The organism is Pseudomonas asgharzadehiana (assembly GCF_019139815.1).
In the GTDB taxonomy this organism is placed as follows: Bacteria; Pseudomonadota; Gammaproteobacteria; order Pseudomonadales; family Pseudomonadaceae; genus Aquipseudomonas; species Aquipseudomonas asgharzadehiana.
On sequence record NZ_CP077079.1, the window covers coordinates 3759298 to 3780226 of the forward strand.

Consider the following 20929-nt stretch of genomic DNA (forward strand, 5'->3'; position numbering starts at 1 on the left):
GTCATTCTCCGCTCAGCAAGGCGCGCAAGCGCGGGTGGCGCTGATCTTTTTCCGATAACAACGGCGAACCCAGAGGCCAGGCGATGCCCAGGTCCGGGTCATTCCAAAGAAGCCCACCCTCGTCTTTCGGGTCATACAGATCGGTGCATTTGTATTGAAAGTCGGCGGTATCGCTCAACACGCAGAAACCGTGGGCATACCCCGGCGGTACCCACAATTGGAGATGGTCCTCGGCGGTCAATTCAACCGCCACGTGTTCACCACAGGTCGCAGACGCCGGGTCGATGTCTACGACCACATCGTAGACCGCGCCTCGGGTCACCCGCACTAACTTGCCTTGAGGACGGCTGCGTTGGAAATGCAGCCCACGTAACACGCCCTGTGCGGAGCGCGAGTGGTTATCTTGCACGAACGGCTGTTCAATCCCAATGTCGCGATAACGCTGCTGCTGGTAACTCTCCAGGAAGAACCCGCGGGCATCACCATAAACGCGGGGTTCGATAATCAGCACACCGGGCAACCTGGTTTTGATGACATTCATTTCGCAGGCTCCGAAGCGAGTACCTGTGCCAGGTATTGGCCATAACCGGTTTTGCGTAAATCCGTGGCTTGTCTATCCAGTTGCGCCGCCGACAACCAGCCCTGGCGGTAGCCCACTTCCTCAAGGCAAGCCACTTTCAGCCCTTGGCGTGCTTCCACGGTCTGAACGAAATGCCCGGCCTCCATCAAGGAGTCATGGGTGCCGGTGTCGAGCCACGCGAACCCACGCCCCAGCACGCTGACGTGCAAATCCCCACGCTGCATGTAAGCGTTGTTCACGTCGGTGATTTCCAGCTCGCCACGCGTTGAGGGCTTGACCTGCCTGGCAATGTTCACCACGTCGTTATCGTAAAAGTACAGGCCCGTGACCGCGTAATTGGACTTGGGACGCTCAGGCTTCTCTTCGATGCTGATCGCCTTGCCGTGGCTGTCGAAGTCGACCACGCCAAAACGCTCGGGGTCGCTGACACGGTAGCCAAAGACGGTAGCGCCGCTCTTGCGCTGGGACGCTTCATGCAGCAACGCGCTGAAGCCGTAGCCATAGAAAATATTGTCGCCCAATATCAGCGCAACATTGCTGTCGCCGATAAAGTCTTCGCCGATGATAAACGCTTGCGCCAAACCATCCGGGGACGGCTGTTCGGCATAACTGAGCTCAATGCCGAAAGAAGAACCATCGCCCAGCAGGCTTCGAAAACTGGGTAAGTCTTGCGGCGTCGAGATAATTAATATCTCGCGGATACCGGCCAGCATTAAAACCGACAACGGGTAATAGATCATCGGCTTATCGTAGATGGGCAGCAGCTGTTTGGAGACGCCGCGGGTAATGGGATGCAAGCGCGTGCCGGAACCGCCCGCCAGAACAATGCCTTTCATGGAGTGCTTCCTTTTTGAGAATGTCGATGGGTGAGGCAGTGTTTAACCAGTTCAAGCGTTCTGACCCAGGCGCTCCGGCCGGTACTGACCATTGAGTACGCGTTGCCACCACGTCTTGTTTTGCAAATACCACTCAACAGTTTTGCGTATACCGCTTTCAAACGTTTCGTGAGGCTGCCATCCCAGCTCACGCGCAATCTTGCCGGCATCGATGGCGTAACGAAGATCATGACCTGGCCGATCTTTAACAAAAGTGATCAAGTCACGATAACGTTCCACGCCGGCCGGTTTGTCGGGCGCCAACTCTTCGAGCAGCGCGCAAAGTGTTTCCACGACTTCAATATTGGTTTTCTCGTTGTGGCCGCCAATATTGTAGGTTTCGCCGACCGCGCCCCGGCACAGGACTTCACACAGCGCACGCGCATGATCTTCAACAAACAGCCAGTCCCGCACCTGCAAACCATCGCCATATACCGGCAGCGGCCGGCCATGAATGGCATTCAGAATCACATGGGGGATCAACTTTTCGGGGAAGTGATAAGGACCGTAGTTATTTGAACAATTGGTCACCAGCACGGGTAAGCCATACGTACGCTGCCAGGCCCGAACCAAATGATCCGAACTGGCCTTGGACGCTGAATAGGGCGAGCTGGGCGCATAAGGCGTGGTTTCCGTGAACAGGCTATCGGGGCCGTCCAGGTCGCCATAGACCTCGTCTGTCGAAACGTGGTGGAAGCGAAACCGGTTTTTTGCGTCAGGCGCCAACGCACTCCAGTAGCGCCGGGCCGCTTCAAGCAACGTATATGTCCCGACAATGTTGGTCCGGATAAAGTCAGCGGGGCCATCGATAGAACGATCGACATGGGATTCCGCCGCCAGATGCATTACCGCATCCGGGCGAAATGTCATGAAAATCTGGTCCAGCGCCGGGCCGTCCCCTATATCGGTTTTAAAGAACTGATAGCGCGACGAGTTTTCGACACTGGCGAGTGAATCGGTATTGCCCGCATAGGTCAGTAAGTCGAGGTTCGCGACGCTATGGTTTTCATTTATCAGGTGGCGGACCACGGCTGATCCAATGAAACCGGCGCCACCGGTAACGAGGATTTTTTTAAACATGAGTGAAGATCCTGAGGGTGGAATAAAACTCGATCGAGCCCCGTTATTGATCAGCGGATCGCCGGCGCTCACGCTCGGCCATATTTATCTTCAAAGCGCACGATGTCGTTCTCACCCAGATAGGAACCGGACTGTACTTCGATCAGTTCAAGCGGGATCACGCCCGGGTTTTCAAGCGCATGCACCTGACCGATAGGGATGTAAGTGGACTGGTTTTCAGTGACCAAGTAGGTCTTCTCTCCATTGGTCACCTTGGCCGTACCGCTCACGACGATCCAATGTTCCGCCCGGTGATGATGCATCTGTACCGAAAGCTTGGCGCCGGGTTGCACAGTGATACGTTTGACTTGGTAGCGGTGGCCTTTGTCTATCGAGTCATACATGCCCCAGGGGCGATAGACCTCGCGGTGATTGACGTACTCGTGCCGGGCGGATTGCTTGAGCCGCTCGACTATTTTCTTTACGTCCTGTACCTGGTCTTTGTGTGCGACCAGGATCGCGTCATTGGTTTCGACAATGACCAAGTTCTCGACACCGACCGTTGCAATCAGGCGGCTGTTGGCGTGAACGTAGGTGTTGAACGTGTTCTGGGCAACGACATCGCCCTTTAATACGTTGCCTTCGGCATCTTTGACGAATGTATCGGCGAGCGCGGACCACGAGCCGATATCGCTCCAACCGGCGTTCATCACGACCATGACCGCGTCTGCGGTGCGCTCCATCACCGCGTAGTCAATGGAGTCTTCGGGGCAAGTAGCAAACACATCACGGTCAACTCGGGTGAAGCTCGAATCCCTGGAACCGTTGTTCAGCGCCTCACTGCAAACAGAAAGGATCTGCGGGCAGAACTTCTGCAACTCCTCCAAATAACGGCTGGCACGAAACAGAAACATGCCGCTGTTCCAGAAGAATGTTTTGGCCAACAGGTACTGTTGAGCCAGATCCAAGTCCGGCTTTTCGACAAAACGGTTCACGCGAAAGCCGCACTCGCCGACAGGTTCGCCCTTCTCGATATAGCCGTAGCCGGTTTCCGCATACGTCGGAACAACGCCGAAGGTGACTAACTTACCGTCCAGGGCCAATGGGAGGGCGCAGTTGATACTTGCTTGAAACGCTTGCACATCCTTGATGGTGTGGTCCGCCGGCAAGATCAACAGCAAGGGGTCCTCCCCATCGGCAGTGGCCTGCAATGCCGCCAATGCCAGCGCCGGCGCCGTATTACGGCCGACGGGTTCAAGCAATATATTCGCGTCTTCCAGCCCCAACTTGCGCAGTTGTTCAGCGGCCAGAAAGCGATGTTCTTCGTTGCAAACAAGCCTGGGTGTCCGTACATCCAGCCCCTTCAACCTCTGGATAGTGGCCTGAAGAAGAGAGATGTCAGTGTCCACCAACGATAAAAATTGCTTGGGGTTTAATTGACGCGACAACGGCCACAGGCGCGAACCCGTGCCTCCAGATAAAATCACCGGAATCATGTGACACCTCATCGAAAAGTAAACGTCAGGATCAGCTTGAAATGATCAACGGCTCAGGCGGGATACCATTCAATTAACAGCTGTTCATAGGCACTCAACACCTGCTCCCACTTGAAGCATTCGGCAAACCTGGCCGCACCGGCTTGTTTCAATGCCAGGGTGCGTTGTGGGTCTTCCAATAGTTCATCGAGTAATCGAGAAAGCGCCTGGCTATCGGAAAAATACGCAGCGCCCCCACCCACTACCCAGCGGTTGAAGGGGTTGTCGTGCGCAATGATTGCGCAACCGGCGCCCAACGCCTCGACCAGAGAGGGGTTGGTTCCGCCGACACGATGACCGTGCAGATAAAAACGGCTGAAATACCTCAGCGCCTGGACGACTTTGGCGTCGTAGATAGCCCCTGGAAAGACCACTTCAACGCTGGCCGCTTCCATCACTTTCTTATGGTATTCGTTGGTACTCGGCGTGAAGTTTCCAAGCACCACCAGTTTGTGCTGCCTGACGCTCGCACTGAATGCCTGGACCATCTCATAAAAAGAATTTTCCGGTTCGGGCCTGGCGATAATAATCGAGAAGTGATTTGGCTCCAGCGCAAACGTACTTAACACCTCAGCCGCCGCCGACGTCACTTCATCTCCTCCGTAGGGAATCATGGTGATCTTGTCGGCACTGACCCGCGTCGCAAGATGTTCCTTAATCCTTGGGTGGTCGGCCACCAAGTGGTTACCGATCCAGCAACCGGCTCTTTCGTTCAACCAGAACCACGCCTTGGCTATCTTCCCCCACTTCTGCCGATGCCACTCGATACCGTCCATATTAATAATATTCACTTGGCCTTTGAGCCGCTGAAGGCTATTGAAAACAGCGGTGTTATAGCCCAGCGTCAGAAACAGGCCGCGCTCACCCAGCGCGTGCCAAACAGCCTTCAAGTCGAATATAACCGTGCCCAACGCACCCTCCCGAGACACCGGGATATGAACACGGCGGATACCGTTCCACTCTGTTTCAGTGACGCTGCCCGTGCCGCTTTCCTGGCAGTAAACCGTGATGCGCCAACCTTTAGCCTGCAAATACACCGCTAACTTTTCGGCAAATGTCTCGAAGCCGCCGTGCTGCGCCGGGATACCTCTTATTCCAAGAACCAGCAAATGCCTACTCATAGTTTTCGAACACCTTAATATGCTGACGCGCGACCAGTGACCAATCATGTTTTTCAACCATCGTGGTGCGAGCGCGCTGCGAAATGTGCCGCGCAGTGCTGGAACCCAGCGCGTTGATTATTTGTTGCGCCAAATCGTGCGGGTTATCCGTTTCAAACAGAAACCCGTTTTCATTTTCGTCGACAACCTCGACCATCGGCGGTAACCGTGAAGACACCGTAATACAGCCATACGACATGGCCATCAGCAGTACGCCACTTTGATAAATCTTCTTATAGGGAAGGACCACAATATCGGCGGCAGAATAATAAAAGTCGACCTCCTCATCCTTGATGTATCGAATATGCGGAATAACCACGTCAGAGATGTTGTTCGATTTTATTAAACTCTCATAACCCTGGAATGAATCCTTCCACACCTTGCCGGCAATCAATAGCACCGCCTGGGGCTCACGCTTGGCGACGATCTGCATCGCGTTCAACAGTACATCCAACCCCTTTACTTTTTTTATCTGGCCAAAAAAAAGTATGATTTTCTTATCTTCAGGCAGCGCCAGACGCCGACGCGAAATGACGCCCTCGCGCCGTTTCACGAAGGGCAGATAATTACCATGGGGAATGACGGTGATGTTCGTCTTCAGACCTTGAGCAGCCAGCACGCCCTGCAACTCGCGCCGCGAGAATTCGTTATGCACGATAAATTCCCGCGGGGCCCGCAGAATGGCCGCATGGGTGCGGGTCAGAGACGCGCCTGCAAAAGACTCGACATCATGAATGGTTGCAATGATTTTTATCCGGCTCAAGCGCAATAACCTGCAGGTGATCAACTCCAGTAGCGCATATTGAAAAAAATGCAGGTGGCAGGTTTTTCCACCCTTTTTCTTGATATCCACGATCGACCTGAGCAAGGCAACGATGAAGCGAGCGAACCTCAGGAATTTATTGGACTGACCATACACACCCTTGAAAAACTTATTGATCGTGAAATTGTTCGAACTCTGCTCCTGCGACTCGGGACACGTATACAGATTGACGCAGGCGTCATTCCAAACCAGCCCTTGTCCGAGGCCGGTATTGTAGTAATTCATTCCGCCATGCCCGCCAACCGGTTCAATGATGAAATAAGCCAATTGCCCCATGAGAAAATCCTTATCCGCTTAATTTAACAACCGATATATTTCGCTGATCGTCGACTGCGCCCGTTGCCTCTGCGTAGTGGCAACCGCACTGACACCCACCGTGTAAGTCGGCATAAATTCGTCTATCGCACCGCGCTCAATCAAACACGTCTCGGTCTGAGTCTCTGCGGTAAATTTCTTATTTTTGTCTGAGTAGTTGTATAGGGAAAACGGCGTACCTAACGAATACGCAACCACGGCGGGATGCAGCCGCGCCGTCAGTATGTGCCGCGCCCCTTTTATATACGCCATGGAGCGATCGATATCCGAACCGGCGATGTTGAAAACCGTAAAGCCACGGTCTTTCAACTCGCTTTGTGCGTACCGCGACACACCGGTATCAACCTCTGCATCCGCATTGAATATGCCGATCCGGTTAATACGCAACCGCCAGCAAATCCTGATGGATACGTCTAGCAATTGGCTATAAATGTCGCCGCTGGATTGCTCGCCATACCCTTGCAGATCGCGCAGACACACAATGATGTAGTCCCCTGCACTCTCCAGTTCGCCCCCTGCGCCGGCGTCGTCAGTACCCAGCGCGTAGGCCAGGTCCACGGATTGTTTGATTTTTTCACGGCGGGCCCAAGGGTTGATTTTCCTCACCGCCAGCAGCGAGGCTGAATCGCGAATATAAAAGGCTGTGGCCATGACGGTCGCAAAAAATAAAATCAAACGGGTTTTCAGCTTTTTATGATTGTCGACGCCAATACCTGCGTAGATGACATGAGCACCGAACAGGCGAGCCAATGCCATGTATTTGACCCCTCCGGTGCCGCCCTCATCCATGAAACATGTTCCGCCACCCCACACGATGGCAGAACACTTAATCACTGTTTTGTAGGCAAGCCAGCGGTTGGCCTTGTTGAGTTCCACCACAGTAATCGCGCCTTGGCGAATGAAACCCTGTTGTTTAAGTGCTTCGCCATCGCCGTAGGTCAATACCGTATACACCACACCCGCACGTCGCTCAGACAACAGCGACTTGAGCATGAGCAGATCACCAAAGTTATTGCCATAGTAGCCAATGATCACAATGTTCATGCACGCATGCTCTTTTTATAAAGAATGTAATACGAGACGGCAATAAAGCATTCGCTGGCCACAATACTTGCGCCAATACCGTTCGCCTCAAAGGGCATCAACACAACAAACAAGCCCACTTGCAACGCCACGCCAACACTGGCGACCATTATTTTTTTGCTGACCCACTCTTCGCTCAATAACGCCGCCCCTAAAGGTGTTGCGAAAAACCTGAAGCCAATGGACAGCGCGGCGATTTGCAACACCTGCGCGGCATACACATAGTCGCCACCAAATACCAGGTGCACGAGGTCATGGGAATACACACTCAGGCCAATGCCAACCAGCGCCCCCGCGCCCAATGAATACCGCGCATGCTGTAGCGGCAGGTTTTTTTCAGCGCCCGAAAGTGCGTGGTACTTTTTTATAAGGTAGGTGTTAAAAATCGTATTGGGTGCGATATACAGCGCCGTGAGCAGCGTATTACAAATGGCTAAATACCCGGAATACGTCGACCCATAGATAAGCCCCAGCAACGAAATGGGGATTTGCAACTGGGCTATATTCAGCGCGCCATTCAACGAATATTTAACGGAGTCTTTCAGGAAGCTTCGCACCTTCAAAGCCGCCTGTTTGCCGTGCCGTGTCATCAGCATCAAACACAACATCGCACATGAAACGTTGGCAACCCCCAGGGCCATGGCGGTGTTCGCGAGGCTCGGAGTCAGCGCATAAAAAACCCCTGCAACCGCTATGATCCGGAATACCGGTACCAGCACTTGCCCCACGGAAATCCGCAGCGGGCTGCTCCTGAGCTGGCCTTGAGTGATGACGATCGCCTGCGCCGCCAATGCCGCCACACCCGTCGCCAGTGCAACGGCCACGAATCCATCCATTCCCGAACCACATAACAGCAACACACTGACTGCAAAGGCCGCTAGCGTATTGATCGACAGGCAAACATAAGCAACCCGCATCGACGGCGCATATTCGCCAGGTGCTCGGCTGACACGCCTCAACAGCAAACTGTTCACACCGCTGAACGCCAAAGCGCCGAGCGTGATGGTAATAGCGTTGGCATATGAGACCAGACCAAAGCTGGCAGCATCCAAGGCTCTACTGAGGATGACCTGAAGCAAGAACGTTGCGCCCGCAGCGCCAAACGATGAGATCAATAATTGAATCGCCTTCAAGGAAAAACTCCTGCACGCCCTCAGTCGGAGCTCTGAAATCGATCGTTCAATTTGAAATAGCGCTTCAACAGCACATATTTTTTAGAGGCTGAATCGGGGGCCAAGCCGGTGTTTGTCAGGGTAACCTGAGGGTTCCAGATATCCGCTTCTTTATAAGCGTGATAAAACCAACTCCAACGCTTTTGCTCGAACAGATCGATTAATGTCTGCATATACAACCCCGCATCGTCCACCGGGCTGTAATTCGATACGCTGAACTCCCCAACGATCACTGGTCCCGGATGTTTCAGCACCTGGGACAGTGTCTTCTTGAAGTACATACTCAAACCGCCCTCGCCTCTCAGTAAGAAGGGCAACCGTTGATCCGCCGGAAAACCACGCACGCCCTGATGGGTAAAGTTGCCAGGGTCGTAATAGTGCAGGCTTCCTATTATTGAGTGGTCGTCTATCAACGGCGTGATTTCACTCCAATTGGACCGTTGCCCATTGGGAATACCATTGGGTTGGACCGTAATACGCGGCTGGATAAGCACAACCTTGTCCGGCGAGATCTGCAACAGGGTTGCGCTGACCTTCTTTATAAAATCCAGATAAACGCCGCGCTCGATGGGCGCCGGTTCGTTGACGATGTCATAGCCGATAACCATGCTTTCATGTTTGTAGCGCTGCGCCAGTTGCGCATAGCTGGCAATCAGGTTTCCCATGAGTTCGGCGTCACGCCAATATGCGTCTTCAGTTGACCCTGAATATTTCTTGACGTTGCCGGGAAAGGTATGAACATCGACCAGAAGTAAAATATTGTACTGCTTCGCGTAGCGTACATAGGTATCAAGCACCTTGACCGCGACATCATCAAGCCCGCCCCTGTCGTCAAACAGTGGGTGGGAGGCAAACGCCACGCGCACGGCGTTCACGTTCAAGCCGTCCAACTGTTTGAAATCCTCTTCGTTCAAATTCAAATCGATATTGAAACCGCGTAACTGCTTGCCCGCGTTATAGGTGTCGGCCTGTTGGGTAGAGGCCTGGGCAACGAAACTGATCGCCAACAGACAGAGGCACAGGAAGTATCGTCTACACATGCTGTTTTGCCCTATCGTTGAGGCCGCAGATGATGCCGAAATTTATCCAGATAATCGCTTGTATACTGTCCGCTCGAAATGACCAGCCCTGAATACCGGTTATCAATATCGCGATGATCGAAACCAGCGCCGCCGCGGAAGCATTGTTAATCGACACACCGACATGCCTTTTTATCGTATTTTTGTGCAGCTTGTAGACACTCCATATAAGCAGTAAATAGCTCACAATGCCCAGCAACCCCGTCTCGGACATGACCAGCAGGTACATATTATGGGCGGGGTACCTGAAGCTCTGCGAGGCGCCGAACTCATCGTATTTATCCATCACATCAACAAAATTATTCCACCCCACGCCAATAATCGGATGGGCGACAAACATATTCAGGGCAATCTTGGCCAAAATCAGCCTGGAGGTGGTACTCGACTCTGGCGCATCGAAAAATCGGGCGTAGAGATTTTCCAAGTTATAAATGGCACCGGCCATGATGACCAGGGCAAACACCAGCGAGGTATAGATGATCTTTTTGTTTCTTAAAATAGAACGTCCATTGGGCCGCTTGAAGTAGAACAGGCACAGCCCGACCACAAAAAAATACAACACAATTTGAGTTCTGGAGTAGGTCAGGCAAATCACCACAAAACCCGCCGCGATGGCGCTTATATACAGCAACCTGCCGCGCCCATTCACTGCGCCATACACGCAAAATGGCAACAACAGTACCGTGAACAACGATAACAAGGCGGGGTGTCGTAACGTACCGGTCACTCGGGTAATGCCGTTCTCCACGAACAGTTCTTTGACCTGTTGAGCATCCTCGGTCACATCTCCGGTTGCCAACTGATAAGCCGCATACAGCGTCTCAAACAGAATTAACAGCGCCGCCACCCGGGTGAATTTATCCATCGATTTCGCATCATGGAAAACCGACCGCACCACCAGAAACAAAACAATGATTTTCCAATGGCGAACGATTTCGTACAGCGTGAAACTCACCGCTTGCGAATTAATGATCGACACAGAAGACAGCACCACAAAAAAAATCGCCAGGGTGGTGATTCTGTCGATCTTGATTTTCTCCAGATTGATTTTTTTACTGAAAAAAACAATGGATACCAAAATCAGCAAAAGAAAAATATCGTAAGGCGCAACCGACAGTTCGGCACCACCCAGGTGTATCTCCGCCCCGGTCAGCCGATACCGCAAGTTAAATGCCGTAGCCACCAAGAGCAGCGGAAACAAAAAATAATTTATCAGCGCGGTTACTCGCATTTCAATGCTCGCGAATAAACGGACCCGGACAATCTTTTACCTATCTCAATACACGGCACTTCAAGCCATTTATGAACCGCCCATGAAACACCATACGTCAGCCCTATCGAGAGCAGGATCAACACCCCCACCCGATCATTACTGAGATAACCGCATTTCCTCGCCACTATCAGCACCCCATCGATAATCAGAATATGCATCAGATAGGTGGGGTATGACATCCCGCCCAACCTGAGCAACACAGGGTTCCTAAACGGCATTTTAAACAGTGCCAACCACCGGCCGAGCACTGGCGGGTTAAGTTTGCCATTCAACTTGAACGCTATCGCTACTATTGCCCATAACGCAATCGAGGCAAAACTGGCGAACGAACGGGTAATCAGACCCACCGACACTACAATGCCCATGATCAACATCGCGTTACGCCATTCGCCCTCATCGCGACGAAACAGATCGTGGGTCAACATGCCGATCATGAAAACCGGTAACTTGATTAATATGAAACTGCCATAAGAGAAGGTCAGGCCGGAATATGCCAGCAGTAAAAACGCCAACACCGCCACCGTCACCAGCAGTTCCTTGGCGCGCCCAAATGCAAAAGCGGCGACCAACACAGGGGCGATCAGATAAAACTGCCATTCGAGGGTGAGGCTCCAGGCCGGCGCCAAAAACGCATCACCTGCGTGGGGCAGCCATTGATCCGGGATCACGCCCTGAAGCAGCACCAGACAAGGCAACAGGTACGCCGTGATATTACCCGCGATACTTGCCCAATACTGTTCAACTGCCGCTGCTTGGGCTGGCGTGTTCCACGGCAGGTCCATGCGGACACTCATCCGTTCATTGAATAACAGCGCGGCAAGCGCGATGGCCAATAGATAAATCGGGATGATCCTGAACGCACGTCGAATAATGTAAGAACGGTAGCCGTTGCTTTTGCCGCTCAACGCCATCGCGATAAAAAAACCGCTCAAACAAATAAAGATATCTACCGGGATAGCGGTCGCCAATAGAACCTTATCAATCAATGCAGGAACGTGCCCCATGGCGGGACGAAAGCAAGAGTAGAGGTGCCCAAATACAACCCACCACGCCATCACCCCACGAATGGACTCGAGTTCTACGTAGAAGCCCTGTTTATTTGCTATGGCCATCTTTCTCTCAACTATCAATCGGATAAAAACTACCTGTATTCAACAAAACACAGGCCTGTCTCTCTTCCGTGGCCAGGTCCCAGGCGCAGACAGTGCGTCATACAAACTTGAAAAACCCACGCTACCGCCCCAGGGTTTAGCGTCATTCCCTGAGAACCCCATATTCATGACGGCGTGTCTTTATATCAGCCCGCCCCACAGGCCTTAATTAACATCCGACTTATATTCATACGTATAGTAACCATACGCACCGTACCCGTATTTCGCCGAGGCTCTTTTTTCAATACCGTTCAAGATAGCGCCTTTCAAGTTAACCCCATTCTGGGCGAACCGACGCATGGTGAGTTCTATTTCCCGGGCGGGGTTAAAACCGAACCGCGCCACAATCAAGTTCGTTCCTGACTGGCGCCCTACAATCGCCGCATCGGTGACCGCCAACAATGGAGGGGTATCCAGGATGACCAAGTCATACTGTTCACTGACCTGCGATAGCAGTTCCGTGAAGTTTCGATGCATGAGCAATTCCGACGGGTTAGGCGGTATTTGCCCACGGCTGATAAAGTCAAAATGTTCGATCGCAGTTTTATGAATGGCCGTTGTCAGATCGCAGCGCTTGGTGAGCACATCGGAAAGCCCATTGGCGCTGGAGGTTTTCATGACTTTATGGATGTAGCCTTTTCGCATATCAACATCGATGACCAACACGCGCAGGCCTGTCTGAGCGATCACGGCTGCCAGATTGACCGACACGAAGGTCTTGCCCACTTGTGGGCTCGGACCGGAGATCATCAGGCGATTGTTGCTGGCTTCGTGCATCGCAAAATGCAGGCTGGTGCGCAAGCTGCGCAGCGCTTCAATCGCCAGGTCCGTGGGATGGTTGATGGCCAACAACCCGCCACTGCGAGCAGGGCGTTTTTGCGTAGCGGTAGGTTGTTCTTCCAGGTCTTTTTGAAGCGTGCTGTAGGGTATGGAGGCATAGACCGCAAGCCCCAGTTTCTCAATAGCCTCCGGGCTTTCTATGCCTCTGTTCAAGGCTTTGCGCAACAGCACCAGCACCACCGCCAGGAATAAGCCCAGGAACGTTGCGACCAGAACAATCAACACTTTCTTGGGTTTGACCGGTTTGATGAGGTTCACATCCGCCGCATCGATCAAACGCACATTACCCACCGTGCCCGCTCGCATCACGTCGAGTTCCTGGGACTTGTTGAGCAGCTGCGTATAGATCGCCGTGCCGACCTCGACATCGCGGTTCAGGCTGAGCAGTTCTTGCTGTGTCGAAGGAAGGTCCTGGACCTTCTCGGACAGCCTCTGTTGCTTGCTGCTCAACTCACCGATCTGCGCGAGCAATGCACGATAGGCCGGATGCTGGCGGGTGAATTTGCGGTCCATCTCGGCTTGCTGGAGTTTCAACTGAGAGATGGCCGTATCCAGCGACACAATCTGGTCCAGGATCGCTTTGGTTTCCAGGCTGATGTCCACCGACTTTGTGCGCGTCTGGTAGGCGTTGAGCGCATTGCCGGCCTTTTCCAGGTCACTTTTGACCTGAGGTAATTGCTCTTTCAAAAACTCCAGGCTTTGCGCCGCCTCAGCCGAAGTACGTTGCACATTCTGTTCGACATAGAGCGCAGAAATCTTGTTGAGGATTTTTACCGCGAGTTCCGGCTCGGTACTCTCTAACGCCAACCCGATAATGCCCGATTCTTTTCCGCGCTCAGTGACATCCAGCGCCTCCTGATAATCCAGAATGCTGGTCAATCGAGGTTTGCGCACGATGCTGAACCGAGTCCCCGGATTGGCCTGTAGCGCTTCAACGAAGAGCGCAACGCCATGCTGCTCGACAGCCTCGCCCACCTGCCCTTGCGCCAGAAGTTCATCATCGTCATCGAGCAATGTGAACGCCCCGCCCTCACCCGTAATGAAGGTCAGTTTTTTGGCGAGCAAGTTGGGCGGCAGGTCCAGGTGGGTTATTTTCAGCAGCTCGCCTCCCCACGCGTAACGGGTCAGGCCCAACCATGGGCTGGAGACTTCACCCGGGTTGGTATTTTTAAAACGCCGCGCAAGAAAACCGCCGATCACGGGAAAGTACTCAGGCTCGATCAGGATGGCGAGTTTGAGTTCGTCCACGGTCTTGCCGATCACTGCACGTGACTTGATCAGTTCAATTTCGGTCGCGGACGGCGACTCTTTTCCGAGCATGCTGCTGACGTCGGAGAAACCCAGCAAATCGTTCTTTTTGGCCTCGACCTGCAACAACGCATTCGCTTGGAAAACCGGCGTCGCCAGCACCGCATAGGCCCCCCCCGTCAGCATAAACGCGCCCGTAATCGCTGCAATCAACCCTTTATGGTCGATCAGTGTTCCAAACAGACCAAGGAGATCAATCTCGTCGGCGTCGTCTTCTCGTAGGGTGGCTACTGGCACTTGCTGCATAAGTCGGATTCTTTGCCTTAATACGATTCAAGAAAGGGGGGTTGTCACTTTGCTAGACGCAGCGCCCACGCGTTTACCGCTTCTTCGATCAACGCATACGCGTGTACAAAGGCAGGTTTACCTTGACGGTAGGGGTCTCTGATCTCTCGGTCGCTTTGCCACTTCCCCAGCATCAACACCTTGCCTCGCGCTTCGGGGGCCATGCCGAGCACGCCGCGGATGTGCTTTTGTTCCATCACCAGAATCAGATCAGCCTCGGTGATCGCCTGGGGCGCGAGTTGAGTCGCCTGGTGCACGTTGGGCGCATGACCATGCGCCGCCAGCACCGCAAGTGCCGTCGATTCGATGGGCTCGCCAACCAATGCGGACAGGCCGGCGGAACTCACTTCGATATCGGAACGAGTGAGCGCCTCACGCAACAGATGCTCCGCCATGGGGCTGCGACAAATATTGCCGACACAGACAATCAACACTCTTTTAAGCAAGATAATTTCCCCGTCTTTTCAACTTTGGCGGTGACGTCGCACTTGCCGAACATAAGAGTCTTTAACCACGCACAGGCCTGCCCATCGACAGGCACAGAAACAGCAAAGCCCGCTTTACAACTTCAACGCGGTACTTATTTATCACGCCCCTTGGGCAGCACCCAAGTTTTTAAACGGACAAAAAATAACACGGCGCCTGCTCGGGCACTTATTTGCTATTAATACCCGCCACCGACAATTTCTAACATTCACGCACTGCCGGCGTTAGTTCGATCAACATGACACGACGAACAGTCAATAAATAACGCAACGCGTGGCATCCGAGTGCCGGCTGAACAGGCTCACCGCCATAAGGACATCCCATGACCGCAACGATAGAATTCGCCGCCAAAGCCTGGTATCTGGTTCAGTGTAAAGCCAGGCAGGATGAACGCGCCGAAGCGCATCTGCAGCGCCAGGGCTACACCTGCTTTCGCTCCATCTGCACACGTGAGCGCCTGTTAAAAGGCGAGCGTCGGGTCATGACTGAATCGCTGTTCCCCGGTTATCTGTTTATTCAGTTGAGCTCGCAGGACAGTTGGAGCCCTCTGCGCTCCACGCGTGGGGTTTCGCGCATCGTCGCATTTGGTGGCGATCCACTGCCGGTGGGCGATGAACTGGTCGACGAATTGCAGCGACGCAATCACCAGCCCCTTGTGACACCGCTGTTGGCTCCTGGGGAGAACGTGCGTATCAATGAAGGGCCATTTGCTGAACTCGAGGGCGTATTCCTGGGTATGACAGGCGAGGAACGCGCGATTGTGCTGATCAATCTCCTGCACCGCGAGCACCGGGTCGGCTTGCCGCTCAACGCAGTCAAAAGCCTTGACTGAACGCCCACCATCAGCCATTTACAACCACACTTCGTCAACTTCAAGCGTGTGTCGTACACGTCGAAAACAACCCGAGTCGGCCTAGCCGACTAAAAATAACATTCCAGTACTTTTTTACCCTCGCATAATAAAGTGCCTCCTGAATGCAACAGCAAGGGGACGGCCATGAACACATCAAAGTTACTGGTAGAGCGTATTGGCCTATTCCCTTCTTCGGGAAATATTCATGTCGAGGTCAATAACTCGACGCATGTCGTTGAACGCATGCACGTGTTATATGCCGACAACTCCCTGGACAGCGATGAGTCGTGCACGGGCTTGTCCATGGTTTTTGCCGACTGGCGTTTCAAGTTGCAGGTCAGTGACGCCCTGTCTGTATGCCTGTGCGTGGAAAGTCGCGGCGACAGCCACTACCTGCAGGTCAAGACCGCAGAGTTGCTGGCCCACATATCCGACACCCGGGAGCGCACATGAGCGTCCAGGGTGGGCGACACCCTTGCCGGCATACACGCTAAATGCATTTATCTGATCAAATGGCGCCTACATGATTCTATTTTTTAATAATGAGGATAGAACCAAACGGCATTTTACACAGCCACTCGCTGCCCCTACCTTGAACGAGCATGACCGACCCCCTACCCGGCGGAGGTGTTGATCACCCTACTCGACAAGGACAGACCATGAGCATCGAATTCATCGGCTATATCGGCGGCCACCATGCGTCCGAGATCCACCCGCGCAGCGGCCCTACCCTGCAACCGGATTACGTGGAAACCGTGGCCCGCGCCCACGAAGAGGCCGGTTTCGACCGCGCGCTGGTGGCCTTTCATTCCAACAGCCCGGACAGCACGTTGATCGCCGCCCACGCCGCCAGCGTGACGAAAAAACTGCAATTTCTCATCGCTCACCGTCCGGGTTTCGTCCAGCCGACCCTGGCGGCGCGCCAGTTCGCCACGTTCGATGTGTTCAACGGCGGGCGTACCGCCGTGCACATCATCACCGGGGGCGATGACCGCGAACTGCGTGCCGATGGCAGCCATATCGGCAAGGACGAACGCTACGCGCGAACCGACGAATACCTGAGCGTGGTGCGTCAGGAATGGACCGCCGAGCAGCCCTTCGATTTTGCCGGCACTTACTACCAGGTCGAAGGCGCGCACTCCACGGTGAAGTCGCCGCAGCAGCCGCATATTCCGTTGTATTTCGGTGGTTCTTCCACTGCCGCGATTGAGGTGGCCGGCAAGCATGCCGATGTGTACGCGCTGTGGGGCGAGACCTATGAGCAGGTGCGCGAGGTGGTGACCCAGGTGCGTGCCGAAGCGGCCAGGCATGGGCGCACGATTCGCTTCAGTTTGTCGCTGCGCCCGATCCTGGCCGAGACCGAAGAATTGGCGTGGGCGCGCGCCGAGAACATCCTGCAACGGGCCACCGCGCTGGCCGAGCAGAATGGCTTTGTACGCCGCGAACCACCGAATGAAGGCTCGCGCCGTTTGCTCGCGGCGGCGGCACAAGGCGCGCGGTTGGATAAGCGTTTGTGGACAGGCATTGCCGGGCTGCTCGGGGCGCAAGGTAACTCCACCTCACTGGTGGGCACGGCCGAGCAAGTCGCTGAGGCGCTGGTGGATTACTACGACTTGGGAATTACCACGTTCCTGATCCGTGGGTTCGATCCGCTCAATGATGCGATTGAGTACGGCAAGCAATTGATCCCCCTCACCCGCCAGTTGATTGCACAACGCGAACAGGCCAGGCAAGTCGCGTAAGCAAGAACACTACAAACCAATGTGGGAGGGGCGAGTCGAATCGTCGCACCGCCCCTCCCACTTTTTAACTGCATTTCAAGGTTGGGATTTGAGGAAGGTGGCGATCAGTTGATTGACCCGCTCCGCCGCTTCCAACTGCACCATATGCCCCTGCCCCGGCACGATCTCCACCTGGGCCGCCAGCCCCTCGGCATGCCCGGCCGGGATGATTGCATCGTCACTGCCCCAGATCACCAGGCTCGGTTGTCGGGCCACCACGGCGCGCAGATCCAGGCGCTGCCGCCCACCCTCAAACAGCTGGGAATTGAGCTGCTGCAACGCCTGATCCACCCCTTCCAACCGTTTGAATTTGAGCATGTCCTCCAGCATCTGCCGGGTGACCAGCGCCGGGTCGCTGAACAGTTGGGTCAGTTGCGGCTTGAGCGCATTGCGGTTATTCGCCGCGGTAAAACCTTGCAGGTAATCGCCATTGATATCCGCGCCAAGCCCGGCGCTGGCGATCAGGATCAAGGAAGCAACCCGTTGCGGCGCCTGGCTGGCCAGCGTCAGGCTGACCAGCCCACCCATGGAGTGCCCGGCCAGGTGCACGCGGTCGAGCTTGAGGTGATCAAGCAACGCCAGCACCGCCTGGCTCAGTTCTTCGGCATCACCCGTTTGCAACTGCTTACCCGACTCGCCATGCCCCGGCAGGTCCAGGGCGATCACCCGGCGCTCGGCGGCCAGGGCCGGTTGGTTGAACAGCCAGTTGTTCAAGTCGCCACCAAACCCGTGTACCAGCACCAACGGCGTATCGCCTTCGCCCAGGTCCAGATAGCGCAGCAAGCGCCCGCCTATCTCGACCTTCTGCGCGCTCGGGCCGCTGGCTTCGGATTCGGCGGCGGTGGAGACGAACCCCGCGTTGAAACTGTCGATCACCGCATCAATCTCGGCGTCCGTGGCCTCGCCCTCCACCACGATCCCGAGCAAGGCACCCACCGGCAGGGTTTCATCGCTCAAGGCCAACACCCGGCGCAACACGCCACTGAACGGCGCCTCGACGCTGCTGGAAATCTTGTCGGTTTCCACGTCCAGCACTTCTTCGCCCTTCTCTACCCGATCACCGGGTTGCTTGAGCCAGACGTCGATGCGACCTTCGGTCATCGACAGCCCCCACTTGGGCATGGTCAAGGTGTGGATCATGCGGCAGTCCTCTTGTCGGCGATTTTCAGCACGGCGGCTTCGATCTTCGCGGCATTGGGGATGTACAGGTCTTCCAGGGCATCGGAGAACGGCACCGGCGTGTGCGGCGCGGTGACCATCTCGATCGGCGCCCGCAGGAATGCAAAGCCTTGCTGCGCCACCAGCGCACTGATGTCGGTGGCGATGGAGCAGCGCGGGTTGGACTCGTCGATCACCACCAGGCGCCCGGTTTTCTCCACACTTTCCAGAATGCTGTCTTCGTCCAGCGGGCTGGTGGTGCGCAGGTCCAGCACTTCGCAGTCGATGCCTTGGCGCGCTAGGTTGGCGGCGGCTTCCAGGGCGATATGCACCATGCGCCCGTAAGTCACCAAGGTCACGTCGCGGCCTTCGCGCACAAAGTTGGCTTCGCCGAACGGCACGGTATACAGCTCTTGCGGCACCTCGCCTTGCAGACTGTAGAGCATCTTGTGTTCGAGGAAGATCACCGGGTCGTTATCGCGGATCGCCTGGATCAACATGCCCTTGGCGTCATAGGGCGTGGACGGGCACACCACCTTGAGGCCGGGAATGTGCGTCCACATCGACGTGAGCATCTGCGAATGCTGGGCGGCGGCGCGCAGGCCGGCACCGTACATGGCGCGGATCACCAGCGGCGTGGTGGTCTTGCCGCCGAACATGTAGCGGAACTTGGCGGCCTGGTTGAGCAACTGGTCGAGGCAGCAGCCGATAAAGTCGACGAACATCAATTCGCACACCGGGCGCATGCCACGGGTGGCGGCGCCGACGGCCATGCCCACGTAGCCGACCTCGGACAACGGTGCATCGAGCACGCGCTCGGGAAACTCCGGGTACAGGCCCTTGGTCACCCCGAGCACACCGCCCCAGGCGTCCTGCTCGCCGGGGGAACCGGTGCCGCCGGACACGTCCTGGCCGATGATGAACACGCTCTGGTCGCGGCGCATTTCCTGGGCCAGGGCTTCGTTGATTGCCTGCTGATAGCTGATTTTGCGAGCCATGAAATTCTCTCCGAAATTTATTGTTATTAGCGGTAGGCGACGTAGACGTCACTGAGCAGGTCGGCGGCCTGGGGCTTGGGATCGGACTTGGCCAGGCGCACCGCGTCTTCGATCAACTGGGCGACCTCGCCGTCGATGCGCTCGAACTGTCCGGCGTCAAGCCAACCTTCGGCCTGGCAACGCGTGCGAAACAGCACCAGGCAATCCTGGGATTCACGCAGTTTTTTCACTTCGTCCACGCCGCGATAAGTTTGCGCATCGCCTTCGAAGTGGCCGTAGAAGCGGCTCAACTTGACCTCCACCAGCGTCGGCCCCTCGCCGTTGCGCGCACGTTCTACCGCAACGCCCAAGGCTTGGTGCACGGCAAAAAAGTCATTGCCGTCGACGATGACGCCGGGCATGCCAAACCCCACGGCGCGCTCGGCGATGTCCTTGCACGCCACCGACCAGCCGGAGCCGGTCGCTTCGGCATAGCCGTTGTTCTCGGCGACGAACAGGCACGGCAGTTTCATGATCGCGGCCAGGTTCATCGCCTCGAACACCGCACCTTCGTTGGAGCCGCCGTCGCCGAAAAACGCCACGGCCACGCCCTGGCTGCCCTTGAGCTTGGAGGCCAGCGCTGCACCGGCGGCCAACGGCGCACCGGCACCGACAATGCCGTTGGCGCCGAGCATGCCCTTCTCCTGATCGGCGATGTGCATGGAGCCGCCCTTGCCGCCGCACACCCCGGTTTTCTTGCCATAGATTTCGGCCATCATGCCGAACACGTCCACGCCCTTGGCGATGCAATGGCCATGGCCACGGTGGTTGGAGGCGATACAGTCGTCATCGTTGAGGTGGGCCATGACCCCGGCGGCACTGGCTTCCTGGCCGGCATACAAGTGCACGAAACCGGGGATCTCGCCGGTGGCGAACTCCACGTGCAGGCGCTCTTCAAAATCACGGATGGTGCGCATCACGGTGTAGGCATGCAGCAATTGATCGGTGGACAGGTGAGTGGACATCTTGTTGTTCTCCGGTTGTCTCGACACACAGAAGGCTGGCTGCGGCCAGCTGTAAGCCCCTCAGCACAGCCTGTGCCAAATCATCAAAAAACCTGGCAAAGCCTTGATCCA

The 20929-nt window shown here is 55.3% G+C and carries 19 protein-coding genes; 3 read left to right on the forward strand and 16 right to left on the reverse strand.

The genetic code is table 11. From position 1 onward, the window contains the following. Window position 1: 1 nt before the first annotated feature. The 13 genes from rfbC to KSS96_RS16940 form a co-directional block, all read right to left on the reverse strand. Window positions 2-541 carry a dTDP-4-dehydrorhamnose 3,5-epimerase gene (gene rfbC / locus KSS96_RS16880; protein WP_003173486.1) on the reverse strand — a complete coding sequence of 180 codons (540 nt, stop codon included), beginning with the start codon at window positions 539-541 and terminating at the stop codon, window positions 2-4. Beyond that, the gene (rfbA, locus tag KSS96_RS16885) at window positions 538-1416 is read right to left on the reverse strand and encodes a glucose-1-phosphate thymidylyltransferase RfbA (RefSeq protein ID WP_065878778.1); all 879 of its coding nucleotides are present in this window, start codon (window positions 1414-1416) and stop codon (window positions 538-540) included. Before rfbA ends, rfbC begins: the two co-directional genes overlap by 4 nt. Window positions 1417-1467: 51 nt before the next feature. Next, on the reverse strand, window positions 1468-2535 hold the full coding sequence (gene rfbB / locus KSS96_RS16890; RefSeq protein WP_017527338.1) for a dTDP-glucose 4,6-dehydratase: 1068 nt from the start codon (window positions 2533-2535) through the stop codon (window positions 1468-1470). A 68-nt stretch (window positions 2536-2603) separates the two neighbouring features. Continuing rightward, window positions 2604-4010: a mannose-1-phosphate guanylyltransferase/mannose-6-phosphate isomerase gene (locus KSS96_RS16895; protein WP_017527337.1), complete on the reverse strand. Its 1407-nt coding sequence runs from the start codon at window positions 4008-4010 to the stop codon at window positions 2604-2606. A 53-nt stretch (window positions 4011-4063) separates the two neighbouring features. Then, the gene (locus tag KSS96_RS16900) at window positions 4064-5170 is read right to left on the reverse strand and encodes a DUF1972 domain-containing protein (protein ID WP_017527336.1); all 1107 of its coding nucleotides are present in this window, start codon (window positions 5168-5170) and stop codon (window positions 4064-4066) included. Beyond that, window positions 5163-6308, reverse strand: a complete 1146-nt coding sequence (locus tag KSS96_RS16905; RefSeq protein WP_017527335.1) for a glycosyltransferase family 4 protein — start codon at window positions 6306-6308, stop codon at window positions 5163-5165. Before KSS96_RS16905 ends, KSS96_RS16900 begins: the two co-directional genes overlap by 8 nt. 18 nt (window positions 6309-6326) lie before the next feature. After that, window positions 6327-7391, reverse strand: a complete 1065-nt coding sequence (locus KSS96_RS16910) for a polysaccharide pyruvyl transferase family protein (RefSeq protein WP_068935812.1) — start codon at window positions 7389-7391, stop codon at window positions 6327-6329. Beyond that, the gene (locus KSS96_RS16915) at window positions 7388-8563 is read right to left on the reverse strand and encodes an MATE family efflux transporter (protein WP_017527333.1); all 1176 of its coding nucleotides are present in this window, start codon (window positions 8561-8563) and stop codon (window positions 7388-7390) included. Before KSS96_RS16915 ends, KSS96_RS16910 begins: the two co-directional genes overlap by 4 nt. A gap of 20 nt (window positions 8564-8583) precedes the next feature. After that, window positions 8584-9609 (reverse strand): glycoside hydrolase family 5 protein, encoded by a 1026-nt coding sequence (locus KSS96_RS16920; RefSeq protein WP_017527332.1) that lies wholly within the window; start codon window positions 9607-9609, stop codon window positions 8584-8586. Between the two features lie 25 nt (window positions 9610-9634). Continuing rightward, on the reverse strand, window positions 9635-10912 hold the full coding sequence (locus KSS96_RS16925) for an O-antigen ligase family protein (protein WP_217855122.1): 1278 nt from the start codon (window positions 10910-10912) through the stop codon (window positions 9635-9637). Continuing rightward, a complete protein-coding gene (locus KSS96_RS16930) occupies window positions 10903-12066 on the reverse strand; it encodes an acyltransferase family protein (RefSeq protein WP_068935810.1) in 1164 nt (387 codons plus the stop codon). The genes KSS96_RS16925 and KSS96_RS16930 overlap by 10 nt, the downstream gene beginning before the upstream one ends. Before the next feature lie 204 nt (window positions 12067-12270). Continuing rightward, window positions 12271-14499, reverse strand: coding sequence for a polysaccharide biosynthesis tyrosine autokinase (locus KSS96_RS16935; RefSeq protein ID WP_068935808.1), 2229 nt, complete (start codon window positions 14497-14499; stop codon window positions 12271-12273). 44 nt (window positions 14500-14543) lie between these two features. Continuing rightward, window positions 14544-14984 carry a low molecular weight protein-tyrosine-phosphatase gene (locus KSS96_RS16940; protein WP_078732845.1) on the reverse strand — a complete coding sequence of 147 codons (441 nt, stop codon included), beginning with the start codon at window positions 14982-14984 and terminating at the stop codon, window positions 14544-14546. A 362-nt stretch (window positions 14985-15346) separates the two neighbouring features. Between KSS96_RS16940 and rfaH the strand changes: the two genes are divergently transcribed. From rfaH to KSS96_RS16955, 3 genes are all read left to right on the forward strand, one after another. Continuing rightward, entirely contained in the window at window positions 15347-15856 is a 510-nt protein-coding gene (rfaH, locus tag KSS96_RS16945) for a transcription/translation regulatory transformer protein RfaH (protein ID WP_017527327.1), read from the forward strand. Between the two features lie 165 nt (window positions 15857-16021). Beyond that, entirely contained in the window at window positions 16022-16330 is a 309-nt protein-coding gene (locus KSS96_RS16950) for a phosphomannomutase (RefSeq protein WP_223271478.1), read from the forward strand. Between the two features lie 206 nt (window positions 16331-16536). Continuing rightward, a complete protein-coding gene (locus KSS96_RS16955; RefSeq protein ID WP_065878761.1) occupies window positions 16537-17619 on the forward strand; it encodes an LLM class flavin-dependent oxidoreductase in 1083 nt (360 codons plus the stop codon). Between the two features lie 75 nt (window positions 17620-17694). On the opposite strand, the gene KSS96_RS16960 is transcribed toward KSS96_RS16955, so the two are convergent. From KSS96_RS16960 to KSS96_RS16970, 3 genes are read right to left on the reverse strand one after another with little or no spacing between them, the layout of a single operon-like run. Beyond that, entirely contained in the window at window positions 17695-18798 is a 1104-nt protein-coding gene (locus tag KSS96_RS16960) for an acetoin dehydrogenase dihydrolipoyllysine-residue acetyltransferase subunit (protein WP_065878759.1), read from the reverse strand. Next, window positions 18795-19814: an alpha-ketoacid dehydrogenase subunit beta gene (locus KSS96_RS16965; RefSeq protein WP_017527323.1), complete on the reverse strand. Its 1020-nt coding sequence runs from the start codon at window positions 19812-19814 to the stop codon at window positions 18795-18797. The genes KSS96_RS16960 and KSS96_RS16965 overlap by 4 nt, the downstream gene beginning before the upstream one ends. A gap of 26 nt (window positions 19815-19840) precedes the next feature. Continuing rightward, window positions 19841-20818 carry a thiamine pyrophosphate-dependent dehydrogenase E1 component subunit alpha gene (locus KSS96_RS16970; RefSeq protein WP_017527322.1) on the reverse strand — a complete coding sequence of 326 codons (978 nt, stop codon included), beginning with the start codon at window positions 20816-20818 and terminating at the stop codon, window positions 19841-19843. Window positions 20819-20929 lie beyond the last annotated feature (111 nt).